Source organism: Endozoicomonas sp. OPT23 (assembly GCF_009653635.1).
Taxonomy (GTDB): domain Bacteria; phylum Pseudomonadota; class Gammaproteobacteria; order Pseudomonadales; family Endozoicomonadaceae; genus Endozoicomonas_A.
The window spans coordinates 553,921-573,147 of the sequence record NZ_PPFD01000003.1; the positions used below are offsets into that span (position 1 = coordinate 553,921).

Here is a 19,227-nt window from a genome sequence, read left to right on the forward strand (position 1 = left end):
CATGAATTGCGTGCATCTTTACTACTCGGAGGACCTTCATTTTCTTTTGATCCAAACGATAACCTTAATTACTAAGGTCAGCCAAACTTCAGTCTTATGGACAGGGTTCCACGAAAACCTCCAGCAGAGTCACAGCCTTCATTCTCTTCATCGAAAAAACTTGAGAAATTAATCAGATCAAATGAAGAAGGGAGTTACAGAGGAAGAAAAGCAACCAGAACCGATTCAGCATTGGTACAGAGTAACAGAGGGAAGACCTTAGCATCTGATCAAGAACGTACGGTAAAGATGCATTCTTCCTCTATAAATCTCTCTGCTCCCCCCCAACCAAACCCCGATAAAAGCATCAGGGTTTTAACAGATCTGGCCTCCCTATCACCTCTGGATCTGGTGCGCCTGATTGTAGAAGGCAAGTTACTTGATCAGGAAAACGGTTGTTATCAGTTTGAGCAGAGAGATCCTGGGTGTATCCAAAAAATGGCAAAAGGCTTTGCAGCTGTTACTAAAGACCTTAGTAATGGAAGGAAAGCCATCAGTGCGGAATGGCTAAAAGAGCTTCACAAACAGGCTCTTGGTGACAAATTCGCTATGAATTACGATTCAACAAAAGAGCTTGATGCCGGACTAATCAATGCCCGCCATATTGCTTATAAATTTATCTCTCAGAAAATATATACAACACAAGGTCTTGTGGAGCTATATGACGTTATGAATGTTCTAACAGGGCTGTCTCCAAGCACACAGTCGACCAGACCACCTTTTCTACTTCATTCTAATGATCTGCTAAAGAGCGCTTATCTACCTAAAGAGCTAGCTGTTTATCTCTTTGATGAACTTACACACTTAGACAAAGCTGAAATTGAAGCAGAAATTGGAAGAAGAATATCAGCCCTCAGCCCTCTTGAATATTCTGAGGAATTTCTGAATGACTTAAAGTTGATCTACGATAAAGAAAAACTTAACGGTATTTTCTGCGAGACAATGCATGAAAACTTTAATAGAGAAGAAGTGCTTGAAAGGTGCTGTGCGGTATTGGATGGCAGACTAGAGCGTGCTAAATCAAACGAAGAAATTTACGAAAATCTGGCTTATTTTTTACAATATTATTTTTACATTCATCCTTTTACCGATGGCAACTTAAGAACCGTCATGCTTGCCTGTAATCATACTTTAATGCATTTTGGACTACCTCCATTAATGATGCATGACCCTAATATCGTTTTATTATATGATTGTGAACGTATCAAACAGGAGCTGATTAAAGGCAGCGAAAATACGTTATCTCTCCTGAAGTTTACAAAGCTACATGATTACGACTTTGATTTACTCTCAGACTATGAAAAGCAGGAGTGCGCAGAGTTCATACACCCACTGCTCGATACTTTGAATGAGATAAAGAAATCCAATAATTCATGGTGGAGACAACCTCTTTCATCCGTGAAATCAGCCTGGAATTACACCACTCGCGGTCTCTGGCCTTACTCTCCAGATTGAACGACCCCAGACATTTATCCCCTATAGATAAACACTCGGCAATGTCAGCCGCATAGAAAACACTGTTAAACAGCCACCTTAAGCCTATTTCTTCTGAACAGCTTCGCGTAGAAACCACTTGGCTGACAGTAGCTCCACTGCATATACTCACAGTGCCACTCAACAATAGAAAACAAAGCGGTAGCCATCATGAGTATATTCAAATCCCACATCGCCGAAATGGGTGCCTATAAACCACCTCTTGATGGACGGGACCCTCATGAACATTTGCTGCTGGATTTCAATGAAAGAACTTTGCCTGTCTGCCCTACGGTAAAACAGGCAATGATTGACTACATTCAGGATGACCGCCTTCAGTGCTACCCGTCCTATGGCAACATTACCAGCCGTATTGCTGACTACTGTAATGTCCAGACCTCACAGGTAATGATCACCAATGGCTCTGATCAGGGTATTGACCTGATCATTCGTTCTGCCTGCCGTGAAGGTAATGAAGCTATTATTCCAGGCCCGACTTTTGCCATGTACCATCAGGTGGCTAAAGTTGAAAACCTAAACATCATTGAGCCGTCGTACAGCAAAGATAAAGGCTTCCCGAAAAGTGAAGTTCTGGCAGCTATAACCGACAAGACTCGTTTAATTGTTATAGCGAACCCAAACAATCCGAGCGGAACGGAAGTTCCTAGAGAAGATATTCTGGCCATAGCCAAAGCGGCGCCTGAAGCCGCGATTCTCGTCGACGAGTGTTACTTCGAGTACACACAGCAAACAGTCGCTGATGTTGTTGATCAATACCCGAACTTACTGGTTACAAGAACTTTTTCAAAAACCTGGGGCCTGCCTTCGGTTCGCTTCGGTTATGTGATCAGTAACGCAGAAAACATCAATACCCTGCTCAATGTTCGTGGGCCTTACGATATTAACCAGCTAGCCGTGGTTGCTATTGAAGCAGCTCTGGCGAATCCGGGTTATACGGAGCAGTATGTAAAGGAAGTAATGGAAGTATCTAAACCTATGTTCGAGGAATTTCTTGATCAGCAGGGGATTGAATATTGGCCCAGTGTCGCTAATTTTGTGTGGATGTTTCCGGAGAAGCCGGAAGAGCTGGAGCAGTACCTTCGCAGAAACGGAGTACTAGTCAGACCTAAAACAGATGAAAGTAGCAGGGTGGGACTACGGATTAATTTTGGCAGTAAATATCAGACTGAAAACCTTATCAAACTCATATCGCTTTTCCTCTGAATCAGTAGTACAACCAAGAAAGAGGCTGATCATCAGCCTCTTCCAGATCTATCGCCTGCGAGGTGGAGTATATGTTTCAGGTATAGCCTCATCAGTTTTACCAAGAAACTCTCTTCTCATAACTCGCTCCAGATCAAGTAAGCTCCAGCCATACTTTTCGCAATCGTCAGATAACTCACAGAACCTGGCTAATGTCATTCTAGAAAAACCTTGCTGCCTGTAGGTCTCATAGCTGGCTTGTCTTTCTATTAATCTTGCTCCTGTGAATGGAACAGTTGTATACGCCTTTCCTTTTTGAGTACAAACATCTTCGACCAGCTTAAGGTGAGAAACAGTATCGTCAGCAAATATTATGTGCTGAACCTGTGGATTTTTTTCCAGATATTGCCTTACAGCTAGCCCTTTATCGCCCGGTGATTTCATTTCCTCTTGAGTCGCTGCTTTCAGTTCTTTTTGGTACACTTCAGCCGTCAGGTTTTCTTCTCTAATTTCCTGACCAGTGATAATTACCTGATCAAATAGATCTCTGCCAAGTCCTGACTCTTCGAGTTTTTCATCAAGTCTCCTCGAACCATTCTTACTCAACAATACAACTTCTGCTTTTGCCGGTTTCGCTTTATCACGCATGCGTTGAAGAAGGGACTTTGTTTCAGGGTTGATCTGTACTCTCTTGAATTGTGAGCCTAGCGTTATCAAAGTCTCATCTAAATCTAGAAATACAGTGGTTTCTACCCCTGATTTGATGTGATTAAGCATCTCTTCAAGGTTCAGGCAAGGTTCTGTTCTGCCTGATTGAACTGGTACAGGCTGTGCCATAGAGAGAGGTTGTAAAGAGGCTGCCTGTAAGCTGGCCTGAGAAATAGACATATATTCTTGCTGCTGATCTTCCTGATAAGGCTCAACAATTGGCTGCTCCATTTTTTGCATCGAAAATACGTATCCACTCAAACCTTCACGTTCACAAAAATCTTCCCAACTTGTATACCCTGGAAGTCCTTTAAAGCTCGCATATTCTTGCCAGCCCAGAACAACATCATCATCACAAACAGTAATGGAATTATTCTCAAATCGAATCGTAATATAGTGCCCTGATGTTGAAGTAGCACCTTTATGACAGACAATACTATCGATAACGTAGTCCTGCATTATCGGTTCAGCTGTATTCAGTGTCGCTCTATTGCCTTCTGCAGGAAGTATTGGGACCTTTACAATTAGTCCATCCCCCTTACCAAGGTTTTTCAGTATCTCATTACCAGAGTCGGACTTTTTCATACTGCCAGGCTTCTGAGGATCAGGTATATCTATTTGAGGTTTTTGTGCCTGATTATCAAAAAGTTTCAACTGTATTCTGAGTGTTTCCGGTGCTCTTTCACCCAATGGTCGCAGCAACAACTGCTTCCTGGTTGTGATCTGACCCTGAGCACCCAGACCTTTCGCCCTTTCACCCCAATTGAATTTGTTGTCTTCACCTAAAATACCCGGCTCGGTGAACTGCTGAACAAAGCCCTGGATTGTATTGTGATTACCTTCCAATGGAATCGGAAGAATGGCCACCGGATCAGGAGCAGCCGCATCGGAAGAATCTCTTGCTATGCCATTAACCAGCATTTCCTTATGATCTACCGTTAACAGACAATTATCAGGCCTCTCTGTCAGACCGAAAACATCCATTATATCTCGCGTAAATTCTTCAGGGTCCTGCTGCTGAATAGTCGCTGGTAGCAGGGGCTGTCCTTCTTTGGCACCCAACACAGCAACAGATGCTGCCCTTTTGACTGTGCGCCCAAACTCCAGATAATCTCTTAAAAAGGAACGCTGGTAGTCAGTCAGAGTTTTGGAACCAGCCGGCCTTCTATCGTTTAATGCATAGCAAAGATTGAGGAAGCTGTTTCTGAGCTTGAAGTAGTTATTAAGCTGCTGACCGACATGATAACTCCCCTTCGCATCAACAAGACCATCCCGGATGGCCCTGGCTGGATCTGTCACTACCAGTTTTGCCAACCTCTCAATACTTGCAGCTCGTACTCTTGCTTGTTGCGATACCCACTCATTTTTTTGGTCAACTGTTGTACAGCTCGCTGGTGCATCAGCATTAGTTGGGCATGAAGGGTACTGCTTCTGGATAATATCCTTGGCTGCTGCCAGCGGAACTCCTCGTTCCAAATCTTCAAGCGCCCCGGACTTACCCGCGGAGAAAGCCAGTTGTTGAAGAGAGCTGTTCATAAAACACATATTGAACCAGTTGAGAAGGCCGTCACTGACCGGATGCAACCTCGCATCAAGGACGTCATCAAGCCGGGTTCTTCCGGGAACAACATCCATATGTTTGGACATTTCCTTAAACGCTTCAGTAACGCCTACTATCGGACTACTTTGGGTTTTATCCCATTGCAGGCTTCCGGAATAAAGTAGATGTTTAAAAACTTCCGGAGGAAACTGGACATGCAGGAGCCGCTGGTCTCTTTGTATATTTCGGAAAAAACCAAGAGCCTCAGCCAACTTGTCTGGCTGGAAGTGGTTTGCTTTTATTTTTGAAAATAATGCATAGTATTCTTCATCACTGGCCACAAGAGGAGGTTGACCCCCTCTTGTATATTGATAAAAATCTTGATTGGCTGCAGCTGACTCACCATATGGAATGTTCGGATCATACTCAGGGCCTTCAAACGTTTTTTCACTTATTTTCAAGCCAGCTTTTTCCTTCAACCTTTTAAAGTCAGAACCTATGGCATCAGCAAAAGCTCCAGAAGATATACCCAGTGTTTGTGACCGTCCTAATAAACCCGCTACCGCTTCTTCATTTAGAACATCATTATCCATAGCCAATTGAAAATCTTCTTCGGTATCCTTGATGTAGCCCTTTTTTCTAGCTAAATAAGTGAATGCGTCTCGCTGATCCTTTGAGCCTGCCTTCTTATCTTGAGTCACCCGCCTGGCTTGTTCCACTTCCTGAAGGCTAATACTACCAGGATCACTTCTTCGTCTGGTCAATATAGAATCTGTAGGCCTGCGTTCTAATGGAGGCGTTGTTGGCCCCTGCCTGCCTGACGGCATTACCTTCTGCAACCTTAAGAGAATAGGCTCCACCCTGTAGTCAGTAGCAAGGTCAGTACTTGTATCTATTATCCTGAGGTCATCATCGGTCAGTTCTCTTGATGCCACCTCCAGAGCCTTTCTACTGTCGTCCAGTTCATACAAATACCCTATTCCGGCAACCAAAGTTTTGTATGCTTCAATCTTTTGACGCTCAAGCTGAGATTCTTCTTTACTCTTTTTAGTCGACTCATGAGCTTGCTGAGGAGAACTTGCAGCCGCCATTTTCTTTCTGATTAGGGCCGAGCACCTTTTTTTAGCAACCCAGGCGTCATCATTAATAGCATCCACATCACGAGAGTTGCCCCCTAAAACAGCCAGTACATGCTGTGCATCTTTTTCTGTGAACAAATATGCTTTCTGGCTAGCTGGAATCTTATTCTCTTTTACTTCAGACATCTGGAATTCCAGTAGCGTATTAAATGCCCGCTGCTGATCAGCATTCAATAGAGGTCTAACCATTGGACTATCAACAACTGCACTCATTGGCTCTATCGGTAATGGGTGAGAATGCTTGCTTGCTGGAACTAATGGAACAGTGTCCGCATCCTCATCAACCACCACTTGTTGTTGAGGGTATGCGGCTATATATCCAAGCATTGTACTGAAGTGGTTAAATTGAGTTTCCTGATCCCTGCCTGTCCTTGCAGCATTTATAAATTCATCGCTACAAAGCTCACAATTTAAAGCCTGCTCAAAAATCTGATCCGCTTCCCACCCTGCTACGTTATATTTTGACTTGGTGTAGACTTCAACAGCTCTCTTTGCCTCCTGTCTATGTATTACTGGGTTGAAATCACCTTCTATGCCATGGTTCATTAACCCATCCTGGATGGATAAATAACCAGCTCTCCTTATGTCAGGGTCATCACTTTCAACAGCCTCAAGAACACCACTATTTATAATCCCTTTCGCGACTACATCATTTGCCTGACTTTCTTTCCATTTTTTAATATTAAATCTACTGACACAAAAACTTTTAAATGCTTTTATCGCCCGCTTAATAATACTTTCTTTACTTTTATTATTTACGACTGATATTGCACCTTTCGGGCTTCCGTATCCGCTGCGCTGGTTACCTCTTTCTTCCAGAAATGCTTTGGTCTTAGCCACTTTCAACTTAGTATCAGCTTGATAAACAGGTTTGAGTCGGGCATGTTCCAGCTTTTCTACAAGTTTTCTATTAAGCTTCTCAAACTTTATTCGAACCCTTTCCTCATCACCTGACTCCCATGCATGCACTATATCTTCAGTCAAAAAGTGTGTTTTATTGTTTTCCAGGCCATGGATATCGTCTGTTTTCCACTGTCCGTAGTTAAATTTGGATGCAATAAACCCATCAAATGTTTTGTAAAGTCTTTTTCCTACAGCAGGAATCTCAGAAAGCTTCTCATCCCTGAGTCTTTTAACGGTTTCTGTCGGGCGAGCATCAATGTCGACAACGGCCTGAGTCATCATCTCGTCTATCTTGTCAAAAGCCATCTTCAGAGAATCAGGATATTCAGGAGCTCCTTCACCCCGAACATCGAACTGCGGAGTAAACAGCTCTGTTTTAGCGACTAGATGCTCTCGACACTGTTCACGAACAGTCGTCTCTTCTTCTTTCAGAAATACTTTAAGGCTCTTCTCCCACTCGAAATCATGCTGACTCGTTGCTTTTGCTACCTCGTCAACAATGCTATTAATAAGCCCCTGAATTTTCGGTTCATTTTCTTTCCAGTATTCCTCAAACCCCTGCTTGATAAAATCTTCATCAGGGATTCTTTTTACCTCATCCTTATAATTCAGCCCAGCATCGTTACACACCAATTTATACGACTCTTTTCCGCGCTTAATCAGTTCATCATCAGAGGGAATAGAAAGTAGCTCTGTCACCAAAGCTGACTCCGCATTGTGGACAGGAGTGTAAGGACTGGCACTCCAATCTTCAGCGAGGGTCATCCATGTCTGAAAATTTTTCTCTTTGCCTTCCACAAGAGTAACGTCTCTTTCAGACAGCTTCTTATCAACAGGTGCGGCACCTTTAAGCAGTGGCGATTGTTGTAGCTCCTTATCTCTTTTCAGCCAGACTTTTACTGAGCGAAGAAAAGCTCCATGTTTTTCTGCTGTCGGACCTTTGACCCAACCAAATGCCTCGGCTTCCACCTCTCCCTTCTCATTGAGAACTGGGTAGCTTCTATCAAGATTTGCACGTGATGCGCGACCTTCCTGTTGGAACCTGATCGGATTAAATGGAGTAAGCACAGCGACCTCCCTGTCGATGGCATAGCTGTAGAGAATTACTCGAAAGCTTAGCCAAGCAACAGAGTGTCACTTTTTCGACAGCAAAGGGGGGCTCTGACCAGAAAGGTCAGAGCCCGAATCGATATCAGACAGCTTCTTCCATTTCACGGACGTCCTGAGTCATTCGCATCGGGCAGAAGTTAGGGCCACACATTGAGCAAAACTCTGAGTCTTTGGCACCATCCTGAGGCAGAGTCTCGTCGTGGTAAGCCTTAGCCGTTTCAGGATCCAACGCCAGATTAAACTGGTCATTCCAGCGGAATTCATAGCGAGCTTTAGATAGAGCGTTATCCCTGATTCGAGTGCCCGGATGACCTTTGGCAATATCCGCCGCATGAGCGGCGATCTTGTAGGTGATCAGCCCTTTCTTAACGTCATCACGATTAGGCAAGCCAAGGTGCTCTTTCGGTGTGACATAGCAGAGCATTGCACAGCCATACCAACCGATCATGGCAGCGCCGATACCGGAGGTAATATGGTCGTAACCCGGAGCAACATCGGTCGTCAAAGGCCCAAGAGTGTAGAAAGGCGCTTCATGGCAATGCTCCAGTTGCATGTCCATGTTTTCCTTAATGAGGTGCATTGGGATATGACCCGGACCTTCAATCATCACCTGAACACCGTATTCCCAGGCAATCTTTGTCAGTTCACCCAGCGTTTTCAGTTCACCGAATTGAGCTTCATCGTTAGCATCCGCAATAGAACCCGGACGCAGGCCATCACCAAGAGACAGGCTGACATCGTACTGACGACAAAGCTCACACAAGTCACGGAAGTTTTCATAAAGAAAGTTTTCGGAATCGTGAATTTCACACCACTGAGCAAGAATGCCACCACCGCGAGACACAATACCGGTAACTCTGTCTTTAGTTTTAGCAGCATGATCTCTAAGCGTGCCAGCATGGATAGTAAAGTAATCCACACCCTGTTCTGCCTGCTCAACCAACGTGTCTTTGAAGATCTCCCAGTTCAGGTCGGCAACCTTGCCTTTTACTTTTTCCAGCACCTGATAAATAGGTACAGTACCGATGGGAACAGGCGAGTTGCGAATAATCCACTCGCGGGTTTCATGAATATTATCGCCTGTGGATAAGTCCATAATGGTGTCGCCACCCCAGCGAGCCGACCAGAGCATCTTCTCTACTTCTTCTTCGATGGTTGAAGAAATAGGTGAGTTACCAATATTGGCGTTGATCTTCACCAGAAAGTTTCGGCCTATGATCATAGGTTCGGATTCAGGGTGGTTGATATTGGCTGGAATAATGGCGCGGCCTTCAGCGATTTCCTTGCGCACAAACTCAGGCGTGATATGCGACAACTCTTCATTGTCATTTCTGGCCATGTTTTCACGAATCGCTATGTACTCCATTTCAGGAGTAATAATGCCCTGTCTGGCATAGTGAATTTGAGTAACGTTTTTACCTGCTTTGGCTTTTCTCGGTTTCTTAAGGGATTTGAAACGGACATCTTCCAATCGCACATCCTGCTCACGAGTCTTGGCAAACTCTGATGACCTGCCCGCGAGTAGCTCAGTATCGCTTCGCTCTTCAATCCATGCAGACCTTAAACCAGACAAACCTTTAGTGAGGTCATGGGGAATGCCTGTCTCGGTATAACTGCCGGACGTATCATAAATTCTGACCGGTTTATTCTGGCCACCACCGAACTTCTCAGACGTATCGGCAAGGTGAATTTCACGCATCCCCACGCGGATATCTTCACGACTACCAGTGACATAGATCTTTTTAGAGTTGGGAAAAGGTCGACAGGCATCCAGCAGTAACTGCTGGTCAAACTCGGAATTACTTTTCTCGCAAGCCACAAGGTTTTTCCTTTTATTGAGATGGCTTGCCGGATAGGCCTGATAAAAAACGGTTATGTTGTATTAGAGGTATAAACAGTCTTTCATCTTCTTGTTCCCTTCGCAGGTATTAGCCTGATCAGGTTCGACGGATTCCACAAAGCAGTCAGTAAAACTGATGGCTTTATGGTCTCAGCACTTGGCGCTCCGACAAGATGACGAAATTATATGTATAAATACGCAGTCTGAACAGAGTCGATCAGACAGATTGAGAAACTATGAATAGTCTCCTGCCAATTCCTTGCAAACCTGCGTACGGAAGTCTTCAAGAAAACGACTGTGCTTTTCAGCCATTTTTCTGCCTGGTTCGGTCTTCATGGTTTCCTGAATACGCAGTAACTTGAGTTCAAAATGATCCAGTGAAAACTGACGATCATTCAGCTCACGGTTTTCACCCATTGGGTCTTCAGCATCAAAGAGTTTCTGTCCCAGCTTACCGCCGGTATAAAAACAACGAGCCAGACCAATTGCACCAATGGCTTCCATACGGTCAGCATCCTGAACGACTTCTGCTTCCAGCGTTTCCGGCGTGATATTGGCAGAGTAACTGTGTGTTTTGACTGCGTGACAAACCGCTTCAATCAGTTCTTCAGGGAAATCCAGCTGCTTCAGGCAAACAGCCGTTTCTTCAGCGGCCAGTGTTGATGCTTTGGAACGCTCGGGATGGTTCTTGGGCAGAACAATAATGTCGTGAAAATAGCAGGCAGTTAGAACCACCAGCTTGTTGAGTTCCAGACTGCCGTTTTCGATCAATTGCCGGGCTGTCTTCCAGACGCGCTGGAAATGAGAAATATCGTGAGAAGCATCATCAGACTCACGGGTTCGAAGAAAAGCATCAAACCGATCTTCCCACTCTTTCAGCAGTTCAGAGTCATTAAAATTCATAGTCAGCAATTACTCAGGCTTGGCCGGCTTCTGATATCGGTAACAGGTGCGGCTGTTAATGGCTGGCGCATCATGCAGAAAATGATGTGAGTGAACAACAACTCTGTCGCCATCACTGTCATTATGAATGTCCACCAGCTGATACACCGGAGGTTCTGGTGACACATAACCTGGTTTGGCATTTTCAAGTTCAAGAGGAGTCTGATGTACTGGGGATGGCGGGCAGGAATAACTGACTCCCTGCCAGCTGCCGCTGACAGAGCGATGAAGGTGTCCAAAGAATATATGTCGAATACGATGTTTATGAGGCTTAATCACTTTAAGGAACTCATCACTGTTGGCCAGTTTGTCCTTATCCATATTTGGTAATCCAACATCAAATGGTGGGTGATGCATAAACAGGTAAACAGGTTCACTGGTGCTGTTCAGTTCTCCCTCAAGCCATACCAACCTCTGTTCACAGAGAATGCCACCACGTTTGCCTTTGTCTAACGTATCCAGGCAGATGAAACGGCCACAGGGCATATCCAGAGCGTATTGAATAAAGCCCTGATCGCAAACGGGATGATCGTTGAATACAGAGAGAAAACTCTGACGATGATCATGGTTCCCCATCATCATATAAACAGGGAAAGGTAAGCGGTCCAGCTCCTGCTTTAACACCGTATAGGCTTTCGTTTCCCCCCAGTGAGTGAGATCACCTGTGATAAAACAGGCGTCAACATCAGAAGTGTGGGAAAGAATAGCGTCAATACAAAGCTTCAGCCGTGCCTGAGGGTCAATGTCGTAATTCATTTCACCGGCAGGCACTATCTGGGGATCAGAGAAGTGAATAATGCGAGTGGGCATTGTTATGGGTTCTTATCAGTGGCTCTGGGTAAGACTATAACGGGCAACCGTTCTGTTACTCCAGCCTTCAAAACCTTGAAGGTCCATTCCCAAACCTTCCATCACATCTTTGGCGAACTCGTTTTCGGTGGATGCGAAGGAAATAATTTCATTGAACCCGAGTCGTTTAAAGCCCAGATCCGTTACTGCTTCAGCCGCTTCCATCACCATGCCTTTACCGCGAAACTCCTGACGAAAGCGCCAGCTCATTTCAACAGAGTTGCCATAATTTGAAAAACCACAGTAACCAATCAGCTGGTTGGACTCTTTTAACACGACAGCCCAGCGAGACCAGCCCTGCTGATCCAGCTCTACCTGATAACGCCACAGGTCTGTTTCAGCTTTGGACAGTGGACGATGCCTGCCAAACTCTGTGGTCGCATGTTGAGCGCCCACCAAGTCAGCGTATGGCTTCAGGTCACTCTCCTGCCAGGTTCTGATAACCAGACGGGGTGTTTCGGCAATAATCAGCACAGGTGACTCCAGTAAAAAGAAAAATGGTTCCGGTAACGCACTTGTCGTTAAGCTTGTCGTTAAGAGAATCGCCGGATGAAAAAGCGACTCTCACCAGAACGCTGTGAATGGTTCACTTGATGGCAGCTCTTTGATAAATAGCTACAGGGTTCGACACTCGATCAGGGCAAAAGTTCGTCAGGGGTTGTTTTCATTACTGACCGCTCTTTCCGGGTGAAGAGCCACCCCTGATTTGCCGATGAAACCTCTTACAGGCAGGAGAGATGCTTTTGAATCAGGAACTACAGAGCTATTTTGATGACACCTCACACTTTCACTGGAAATGTGTGAGCTTCAGTCGTTCCAGCAGTCTTCCTGATGTCGCTATTGCAGAACTGGAGCTGACTTCCCAGCTGTGGAGAGAAGGGGAAGCCCTTGGTGTTAATCAACCTGTGTGGAAACACCGTTTGACGGTTTACCTGCCAGATCAGCAACAGACAGCCACCTGCCTGCTTATGTTGATGGGAGGTGTTCGCCATAATCAAACGATGGAAACCAGCCCCTCCAGTTCGGTGGATGCAGCCAGACTGTGCAACCTGACTCATGCCCCCGTCGTAACCTTAAAAGACATTCCCAATCAGACGCTGGAATTTGGTGATGGAAAGCCAAGGTCAGAAGATGATCTTGTAGCATGGAGCTGGCAGCAATACCTTAATGACCCTGAAGGACAACGACTAACTCCACTGCAATGGCCGATGGTGCGCAGTGTAATACGGGCAATGGATGCTGTTACTGGATTTGCTGCACAGGAACAAAGGAGTATTGACGACTTCTATCTCTCAGGAGCTTCCAAGCGCGGTTGGGTTGCCTGGCTGACTGCGGCTCATGACTATCGAGTCATGGCCGTTGTTCCCATGGTTATCGATGTCCTGAATGTTGAAGCCTGTATTCATCACCACCTGAATGTTTATGGCAAACACTCACCAGCCATTGATGACTATGCGGAGCAGGATATTCTCAAGCATCTCGACTCACCGGAAATGCAGCAATTGATGGCGGATATTGATCCGTACAGTTATCGAGAAAACCTGTTTCTGCCCAAGTTTATCATCAACAGCAGTTGTGATGAGTTTTTCCCGGCTGATTCTGCCCGTTTCTATTACCACCAGCTTTCCGAACCCTGTTGGTTAAGGTATCTGCCCAATGCCAGCCATTACCTTGGGCGAGATCACAAGGTAAACACCAATGAGGTTATGGCTTCTGTTTTTGGAGCCTTGCTGAACGAAAGCTCGATTCCGGAAATGCGCTGGCATTATCTCGATGATGGTGGGCTGGAACTGCTCACTGATACACAACCCAAATCTGCTTCTGTATGGCAGTGCCATAATCCGTTATCCCGAGATTTTCGAAACCCTACTCTTCTTGAGCAAAACATCTGTTTTGAGCAACTTAATATTGAAGCAAGTTCAAGTCTTCCGTGGGTCTATCGGTATGCTCCGGATATTCAAGACAGTGGCTGGATAGCCTTTTTCATTGAGCTGACTTTCGCCAATGGCCGTTACCCCGATCTGGTTTTAACTTCTGGCATCAGAGTATTACCTGACGTTTATCCCCAGCCTTAAGTACCCGGACATACGAATTCATAAGCTATATCCCCGCCAATAGCGGGGATATAGCTATCTAAAAATCGATGACGTATGTCTACACACTGAATAGTTCACTGTTAGAATCCGGATACATCAGTACCGGAACAGGAATCGCTTTAATGTCTATATGGAAAAAAGAACCTTCTCTGGATGCCATCAACCAAAGACTGGAAGGCACCATCTGCGATCATATCGGAATCACAGTGACTGCTGTTGGTGGAGATAGCCTGACCGGAACTATGCCTGTGGATCAGCGAACCATTCAGCCCGCAGGTATTCTTCATGGTGGTTCGTCTGTAGTTTTAGCAGAAACTCTGGGAAGTGTTGCTGCGAATCTTTGCTCTGACGAAGACAAATACTGGGTTGGGCTGGAAGTGAATGCCAACCATATCAAGTCAGTAACCAGTGGTCTGGTAACAGGCACAGCAAAAGCCGTACACGTTGGTCGTAGTACTCAGGTGTGGGAGATAAGACTGGAAAACGAGAAAGGACAATTGACGTGTATTTCACGACTGACCATGGCGGCAGTCAGCAAGTAATACACTTTACTCCCGCTATGCGGGAGTAAAGTTAAACCTGAGAAATTACAGGCGGGACTTAACCATATTTTCCAGCTTCACCTGGTCAATAGCAAAGTTACGAATACCTTCAGCCAGCTTTTCGTTAGCCATTGGGTCTTCGTTCATATCCCAGCGGAAAGCAGTTTCGTTCAGAACAACTTTCGCTTCAGCAGGCGCAGCCGCTGCATTTTCAGCAGACAGTTTCTGTTCGATAGTCGCTTCAGCCTTTTCCAGATCGTCCAGTAGAGCCGGGCCAATGGTCAGACAATCACAACCAGCCAACTCGGTGATTTCACCGGTGTTACGGAAGCTTGCGCCCATAACAACAGTCTTGTAACCGTGTTGCTTGTAGTAGTTGTAGATACGGGTAACGGAAACAACGCCTGGATCTTCAGATGCAGTGTAGTCACGACCTTCCGCTTTCTTGTACCAGTCCAGAATACGGCCAACGAAAGGAGAGATCAGGTAAACACCTGCTTCTGCACACGCCTGAGCCTGAGCAAAGTTGAACAGCAGAGTCAGATTGCAGCGAACACCTTCCTGTTCCAGAACCTTGGCAGCCTGAATACCTTCCCAGGTGGAAGCAACCTTGATCAGCAGACGGCTGGTGTCAGCACCCTGTTCGTTGTACAGAGCAACCAGTTCACGGGCTTTCTTCAGAGTGGCTTCGGTGTCGAAAGACAGACGAGCGTCTACTTCAGTAGAAACCAGGCCTGGAACCACGCCCTGAATTTCTTTACCAATACCTACTGCCAGGTAATCGCAAGCGTGAGCAGCCTGCTCGTCCTTGTTGTCGGACTTCTTGCGACCGTAAGCCAGCGCATCTTCAAACAGCTGGTTGTAGGTAGGCAGCTCAGCAGCTTTCAGGATCAGGGATGGGTTGGTGGTAGCGTCGACAGGCTGGTAACGACGGATAGCTTCGATATCACCGGTATCCGCGACCACTTTGGTCATGCCTTTCAGTTGATCTAACTGATTCATGTAACTACCTTTCCTCTAAGGATTCGTAAAGGGGATTTTAACGACGACTGTCGTCATGGCCCTGAACTCAGAGCCTAAGTCGATAACGGAAAAGATCACTTACCCTTCACCGACATAAATTCTGTCACTTGCAGCGCTTTTAATTTCAGCACTGTCAATTTCAGCAATATCACAACTTTACTGATGATTTTTCTATAAACAGTTATAGCTGTGGCTGAGAAATGCGCCATTGTAGCCGGACTGCTCTGGTGAGCAAGATCATTTTTGCCGCAGAATAGTTCAATATTCATTCAGCATCTTGCTAAACCACCTTATGCACCAGGGCTCTGCTGGCAACACGGAGAGAGTATTGCCCGAAAAACAACCAGGGCGCTATTGCCATTTACCGTAGAAAGTTTATTGCCATGGACGGCCTGATAAAGATAGTCGCATGAGAGGGGGGGATTAAGAATGGAAATAGTTGCTAGATGTATGACCTTTCAAGCTCTATCAGTTCGCTGGCCTGCTGAATGAACTGAACAAAGTCACCAGAGCGGGAAACCCGACCATGGATTATGCCTTCCAGGGTAAGCTGCCCCAGAGTCTCTTCAGTAGGTTTGTTTTTAACAGCCTGTTCCATTATGTGCATTCCTACAAAGCTGACCCCGGTTCTGCCAAGTCCTGCACGGCAATTCATCATAAGATTCCCCTGGTCATTGTCAGTAGTATATTTGGACTGTTCTTTGTCAACATGCGCCAGAAGCTGCTTCAAAACAGGGTGAGGCACGGCTTGACCATCTGGCCAGTCCGGGAATGAGATCTGGGAAAATGTCCTTTCTTTACCATCGCCACCCACCTTGGGTTTGATGGTGAATGTTCTGGTAGTGAATGAGTATGAGTCTTCTCCATCCCTGATAGTTTGTTCCTGAGGCTCAGAGCTACTTACTTCAAAATAATTGCTGTTCCGGGCAATATTAGGATCATTCCAATCCAGCATTGGATCACCCTCTGACCTGCGCCTGTCATTGCTGCCCAGAAGATCAACAACAACACCTGTCTGGTTTTCCATAATAGTCTGGAGAACACAATCAAGTTCTTCAGGTCTCGGAGCCTGCATGGCAATACCCTTATGCACTCCTGCAATCTGAATATGGCTGGCACTCATTTTGATGGGCTTTTGACCTGGTAACTTAACTTTTACCTGATTATAAGCCAATGGAGTCGTACCTGCCCCTCTGTGTTCGATATCTTTCAGCTCGATGGATTGCGGCTCAGATACATCAAGACTGTTAAAACTATCCAGACTGCCATAGTTTCCATAACCTCCATATACAGGAGTATAAGGTTCAAACACCTCACCTTCAGCATAAGGCCCACGCCCTGATACAGGTGACTCTGGCTTTTCTCTCAGCATCGGAGTCCACATTATGGCTTCCGCTGTTTTATCTCCCATAACATCAGACATTCTCGTCTGCATATGAGGAAAAAAGTTCTCATTAAACCGAACCATTATGTCGTGTAATTCATGACCAAGAGCTGTTTCCTGTCGGCAGGCTGAGTGATATTCAGATGTGCCGTAGGTCATGCTATTAATCTTTGCAGTAAGATCATTTAGTTCTTTTTTCTTTCCAGAATATACACTTCTGTATTCCGTGACCTCTTCCGAAAAAGCTTGGCCCATAGCAACCGTCACTGGCTTAAGATCTATACCACCAATAGTTATATTTTGACTCTTAATTTCTGGCTTTGCCTTTGCCGGACTAGTTGCTACATAACGTACAGCCGCCTCACGAACCCCTTGTGCCTGCTCAGGATATTGAACAAAATCATGATTCCGGTGAAGCTTGCCTTGTACTATGACATCAAACACTTCTGCATCAAGATGTTCTGGATCAAGCTGCCCTGCCTGAGCTTTTTCCCTGAGATAGCGTGTTGCGAACAACGATCCTGTTCTACCGACACCGGCATGGCAGTTCACCAGTAACTTGGCCTGCGGGTCTCCTATAGCAGCCTGCTCTTTATCTATAAGCTCATGCAGCTCATCCAGCAGTTCAGGTGACGGCATACTGCCATCAGGCCAGTTTTTGAACGCAATCTGTCGTACTGTTTTCACCTCGCCATCAGGCTGGATTATTTCAAACTCTCGCAGAGTGGCTTTTGCAAAAACAGACTTCCCTTGAAATAGAACAGTTGTTTTAAGGTCGAACGTTTCATCACTTTTTTTCGATACCGTGTAACCACCATACTTGTCACCCAGATTTTCAGAAATAGTACCCCAATCAAAGACTGGTTTTCCTTTCCAACTGTTGTCTTTACGGTCACTATCTGAAACCAGATCAACCATGACCGGAGTATTTTCCCTGCAAACCATTTCCAGAGTATTGGCCAGTTTCTCATCGTAGGATTCACCCGGCATACTGTTCATAGCGATACCCATCTCCCGACCGTTGTAGCTGATTCGGTTAGCGGGTAGTGCGACTGGAGCTGCATTTACTCTGGGCAGTGTTACCTGAGAATGTTTCAGGGGCATCATCGGAGATTTAGCTGCACTCATATCATAGACATCATCAGCTAGCTGGCTGTTAAATCCACTAGCAAATATACCTGACAGCTCCCTCTCATCCATGGATTCCTTTAAACAGTCTTCACACAAATTTCGAAACTGATACAGCAGAAAAGCAGGCATTCCTTTCAATTCAGGAGCGTCCTTAAAAAATTTGACGACCCTCTCTTCCGGAACAGGCTTGAGTTTGAAGGGGCCAACCGTTTTCTCTTGATTAATGAAATGGTACTGTTCAACTGTCGCAGGTTTTTGAACTGATGCCGTAGAACTGCTCAAACTGTCTGGAGCAAGCTCCTGCATAGAATCCAGTCTTGAGATATTCTCCTGGGAAAGGCTTTTAAAAACGCCCTCGGAAGATACTCCATCAGTCTCTACTGTATCTCGGCGCGCAGGGATTGAAACGTCAACGTTGTATAACCTTTCGGATTCGCGATAGCTGCCAGTTTTACTGAGTTTGTCCAACTCTTCCTGAATACCAGCAATCACTGCGCTGATTGATTCAGGCCATCTGCGATCCATTACTATTCTTTCTGAAACCGTTTCTAAAGCATGCTTATAATATGAAGCTTGCCAGAATAGATCTGCACCTGGGTCCATTGATTGCAACTCTTTGACATGCTCACTAATACCTTCAAGCTCTGTATTAATTTTTACAAAAATAGTCGGTATTTCTGAAACCGGCTTTGCCTCTGAACCCTTTCTAGGTTTTATTCTTGCATGCTGCTCCATACTCTGGTCGGTAGAGATAAGCACGGATTCCAGAGCTTTAGCCTTGTTCGATATTTCTTCAGCAGCTTCTTTGGAGTGCTGCATGCAAAAGATTAGTTTATGTCTCGATCGTAGTTTTTTTTCAAGAAGGGTAAGGGAATCAAACGTGCTTATTGGAGAAAATTTACCAATATTTCCAACTCTAACTTTAAGATCGTTCGCCATTGTGTTCAGGAGTTCAGAATAAAAATCCAGCTCTTGTTCCGATAATCGCTGGCCAACAACTGAGAAAGCTGAAAGCTCATTAACAATTTTTTCCGCTTTACCCATTAATTCAAAATAGGCAAGATCAAGATCACCGCATTCCATAGAAGGTGCTTCTTCTAAAAAACCTGATTTTAACTCGCCCCATCTCTGAGCTATTTGCTGGATACCACTTTTATCATCAAGCAAATCAGCATTTCGGTCGCTGATAGGGTGAGATACCTCGAAGAATTCAGTATCTTTTTCTGGTAGATATCTAGTCGAGTCATCCTCACTCTTGACGGTTTTATCTGCAAAGTGACCAAGCTGACCTGTAGACCAGTCCAC

General features: G+C 45.4%; 12 protein-coding genes and 1 riboswitch. Of the genes, 4 read left to right on the forward strand and 8 right to left on the reverse strand.

The genetic code is table 11. The features are described 5' to 3' along the window. Positions 1–96: 96 nt before the first annotated feature. Together EOPP23_RS08365 and EOPP23_RS08370 are read left to right on the forward strand one after the other, a co-directional pair. Entirely contained in the window at positions 97–1,494 is a 1,398-nt protein-coding gene (locus EOPP23_RS08365; protein WP_153765495.1) for a Fic family protein, read from the forward strand. A 189-nt stretch (positions 1,495–1,683) separates the two neighbouring features. Further along, positions 1,684–2,736: a histidinol-phosphate transaminase gene (locus tag EOPP23_RS08370; RefSeq protein ID WP_153765496.1), complete on the forward strand. Its 1,053-nt coding sequence runs from the start codon at positions 1,684–1,686 to the stop codon at positions 2,734–2,736. Between the two features lie 48 nt (positions 2,737–2,784). Here EOPP23_RS08370 and EOPP23_RS21755 read toward each other — a convergent pair whose 3' ends face one another. From EOPP23_RS21755 to EOPP23_RS08395, 5 genes are all read right to left on the reverse strand, one after another. Then, positions 2,785–8,073: a hypothetical protein gene (locus EOPP23_RS21755; protein WP_153765497.1), complete on the reverse strand. Its 5,289-nt coding sequence runs from the start codon at positions 8,071–8,073 to the stop codon at positions 2,785–2,787. A 124-nt stretch (positions 8,074–8,197) separates the two neighbouring features. Next, positions 8,198–9,934 carry a phosphomethylpyrimidine synthase ThiC gene (gene thiC, locus EOPP23_RS08380; RefSeq protein ID WP_370514718.1) on the reverse strand — a complete coding sequence of 579 codons (1,737 nt, stop codon included), beginning with the start codon at positions 9,932–9,934 and terminating at the stop codon, positions 8,198–8,200. A gap of 78 nt (positions 9,935–10,012) precedes the next feature. After that, a riboswitch (TPP riboswitch) is annotated at positions 10,013–10,133 on the reverse strand. 56 nt (positions 10,134–10,189) lie between these two features. Continuing rightward, complete coding sequence (locus tag EOPP23_RS08385; RefSeq protein ID WP_153765498.1) at positions 10,190–10,858, reverse strand: phosphohydrolase; 669 nt, start codon at positions 10,856–10,858, stop codon at positions 10,190–10,192. A gap of 9 nt (positions 10,859–10,867) precedes the next feature. After that, positions 10,868–11,707, reverse strand: a complete 840-nt coding sequence (locus EOPP23_RS08390; RefSeq protein ID WP_153765499.1) for a phosphodiesterase — start codon at positions 11,705–11,707, stop codon at positions 10,868–10,870. A gap of 15 nt (positions 11,708–11,722) precedes the next feature. Further along, a complete protein-coding gene (locus tag EOPP23_RS08395; RefSeq protein ID WP_194842546.1) occupies positions 11,723–12,220 on the reverse strand; it encodes a GNAT family N-acetyltransferase in 498 nt (165 codons plus the stop codon). A gap of 269 nt (positions 12,221–12,489) precedes the next feature. Here EOPP23_RS08395 and EOPP23_RS08400 point away from each other — a divergent pair, with 269 nt between their 5' ends. Both EOPP23_RS08400 and EOPP23_RS08405 read left to right on the forward strand, forming a co-directional pair. After that, positions 12,490–13,821, forward strand: a complete 1,332-nt coding sequence (locus tag EOPP23_RS08400) for a PhoPQ-activated protein PqaA family protein (protein ID WP_194842547.1) — start codon at positions 12,490–12,492, stop codon at positions 13,819–13,821. Positions 13,822–13,964: 143 nt separating this feature from the next. Continuing rightward, positions 13,965–14,384, forward strand: coding sequence for a hotdog fold thioesterase (locus EOPP23_RS08405; protein WP_153765502.1), 420 nt, complete (start codon positions 13,965–13,967; stop codon positions 14,382–14,384). Positions 14,385–14,429: 45 nt separating this feature from the next. Here EOPP23_RS08405 and tal read toward each other — a convergent pair whose 3' ends face one another. The 3 genes from tal to EOPP23_RS21760 all read right to left on the reverse strand — a co-directional run bounded on the left by tal (position 14,430) and on the right by EOPP23_RS21760 (position 19,227). After that, a complete protein-coding gene (gene tal / locus EOPP23_RS08410; RefSeq protein WP_153765503.1) occupies positions 14,430–15,386 on the reverse strand; it encodes a transaldolase in 957 nt (318 codons plus the stop codon). Between the two features lie 95 nt (positions 15,387–15,481). Then, on the reverse strand, positions 15,482–15,676 hold the full coding sequence (locus EOPP23_RS08415; protein WP_153765504.1) for a hypothetical protein: 195 nt from the start codon (positions 15,674–15,676) through the stop codon (positions 15,482–15,484). 173 nt (positions 15,677–15,849) lie between these two features. Next, complete coding sequence (locus EOPP23_RS21760; protein WP_194842548.1) at positions 15,850–19,227, reverse strand: protein-tyrosine phosphatase family protein; 3,378 nt, start codon at positions 19,225–19,227, stop codon at positions 15,850–15,852.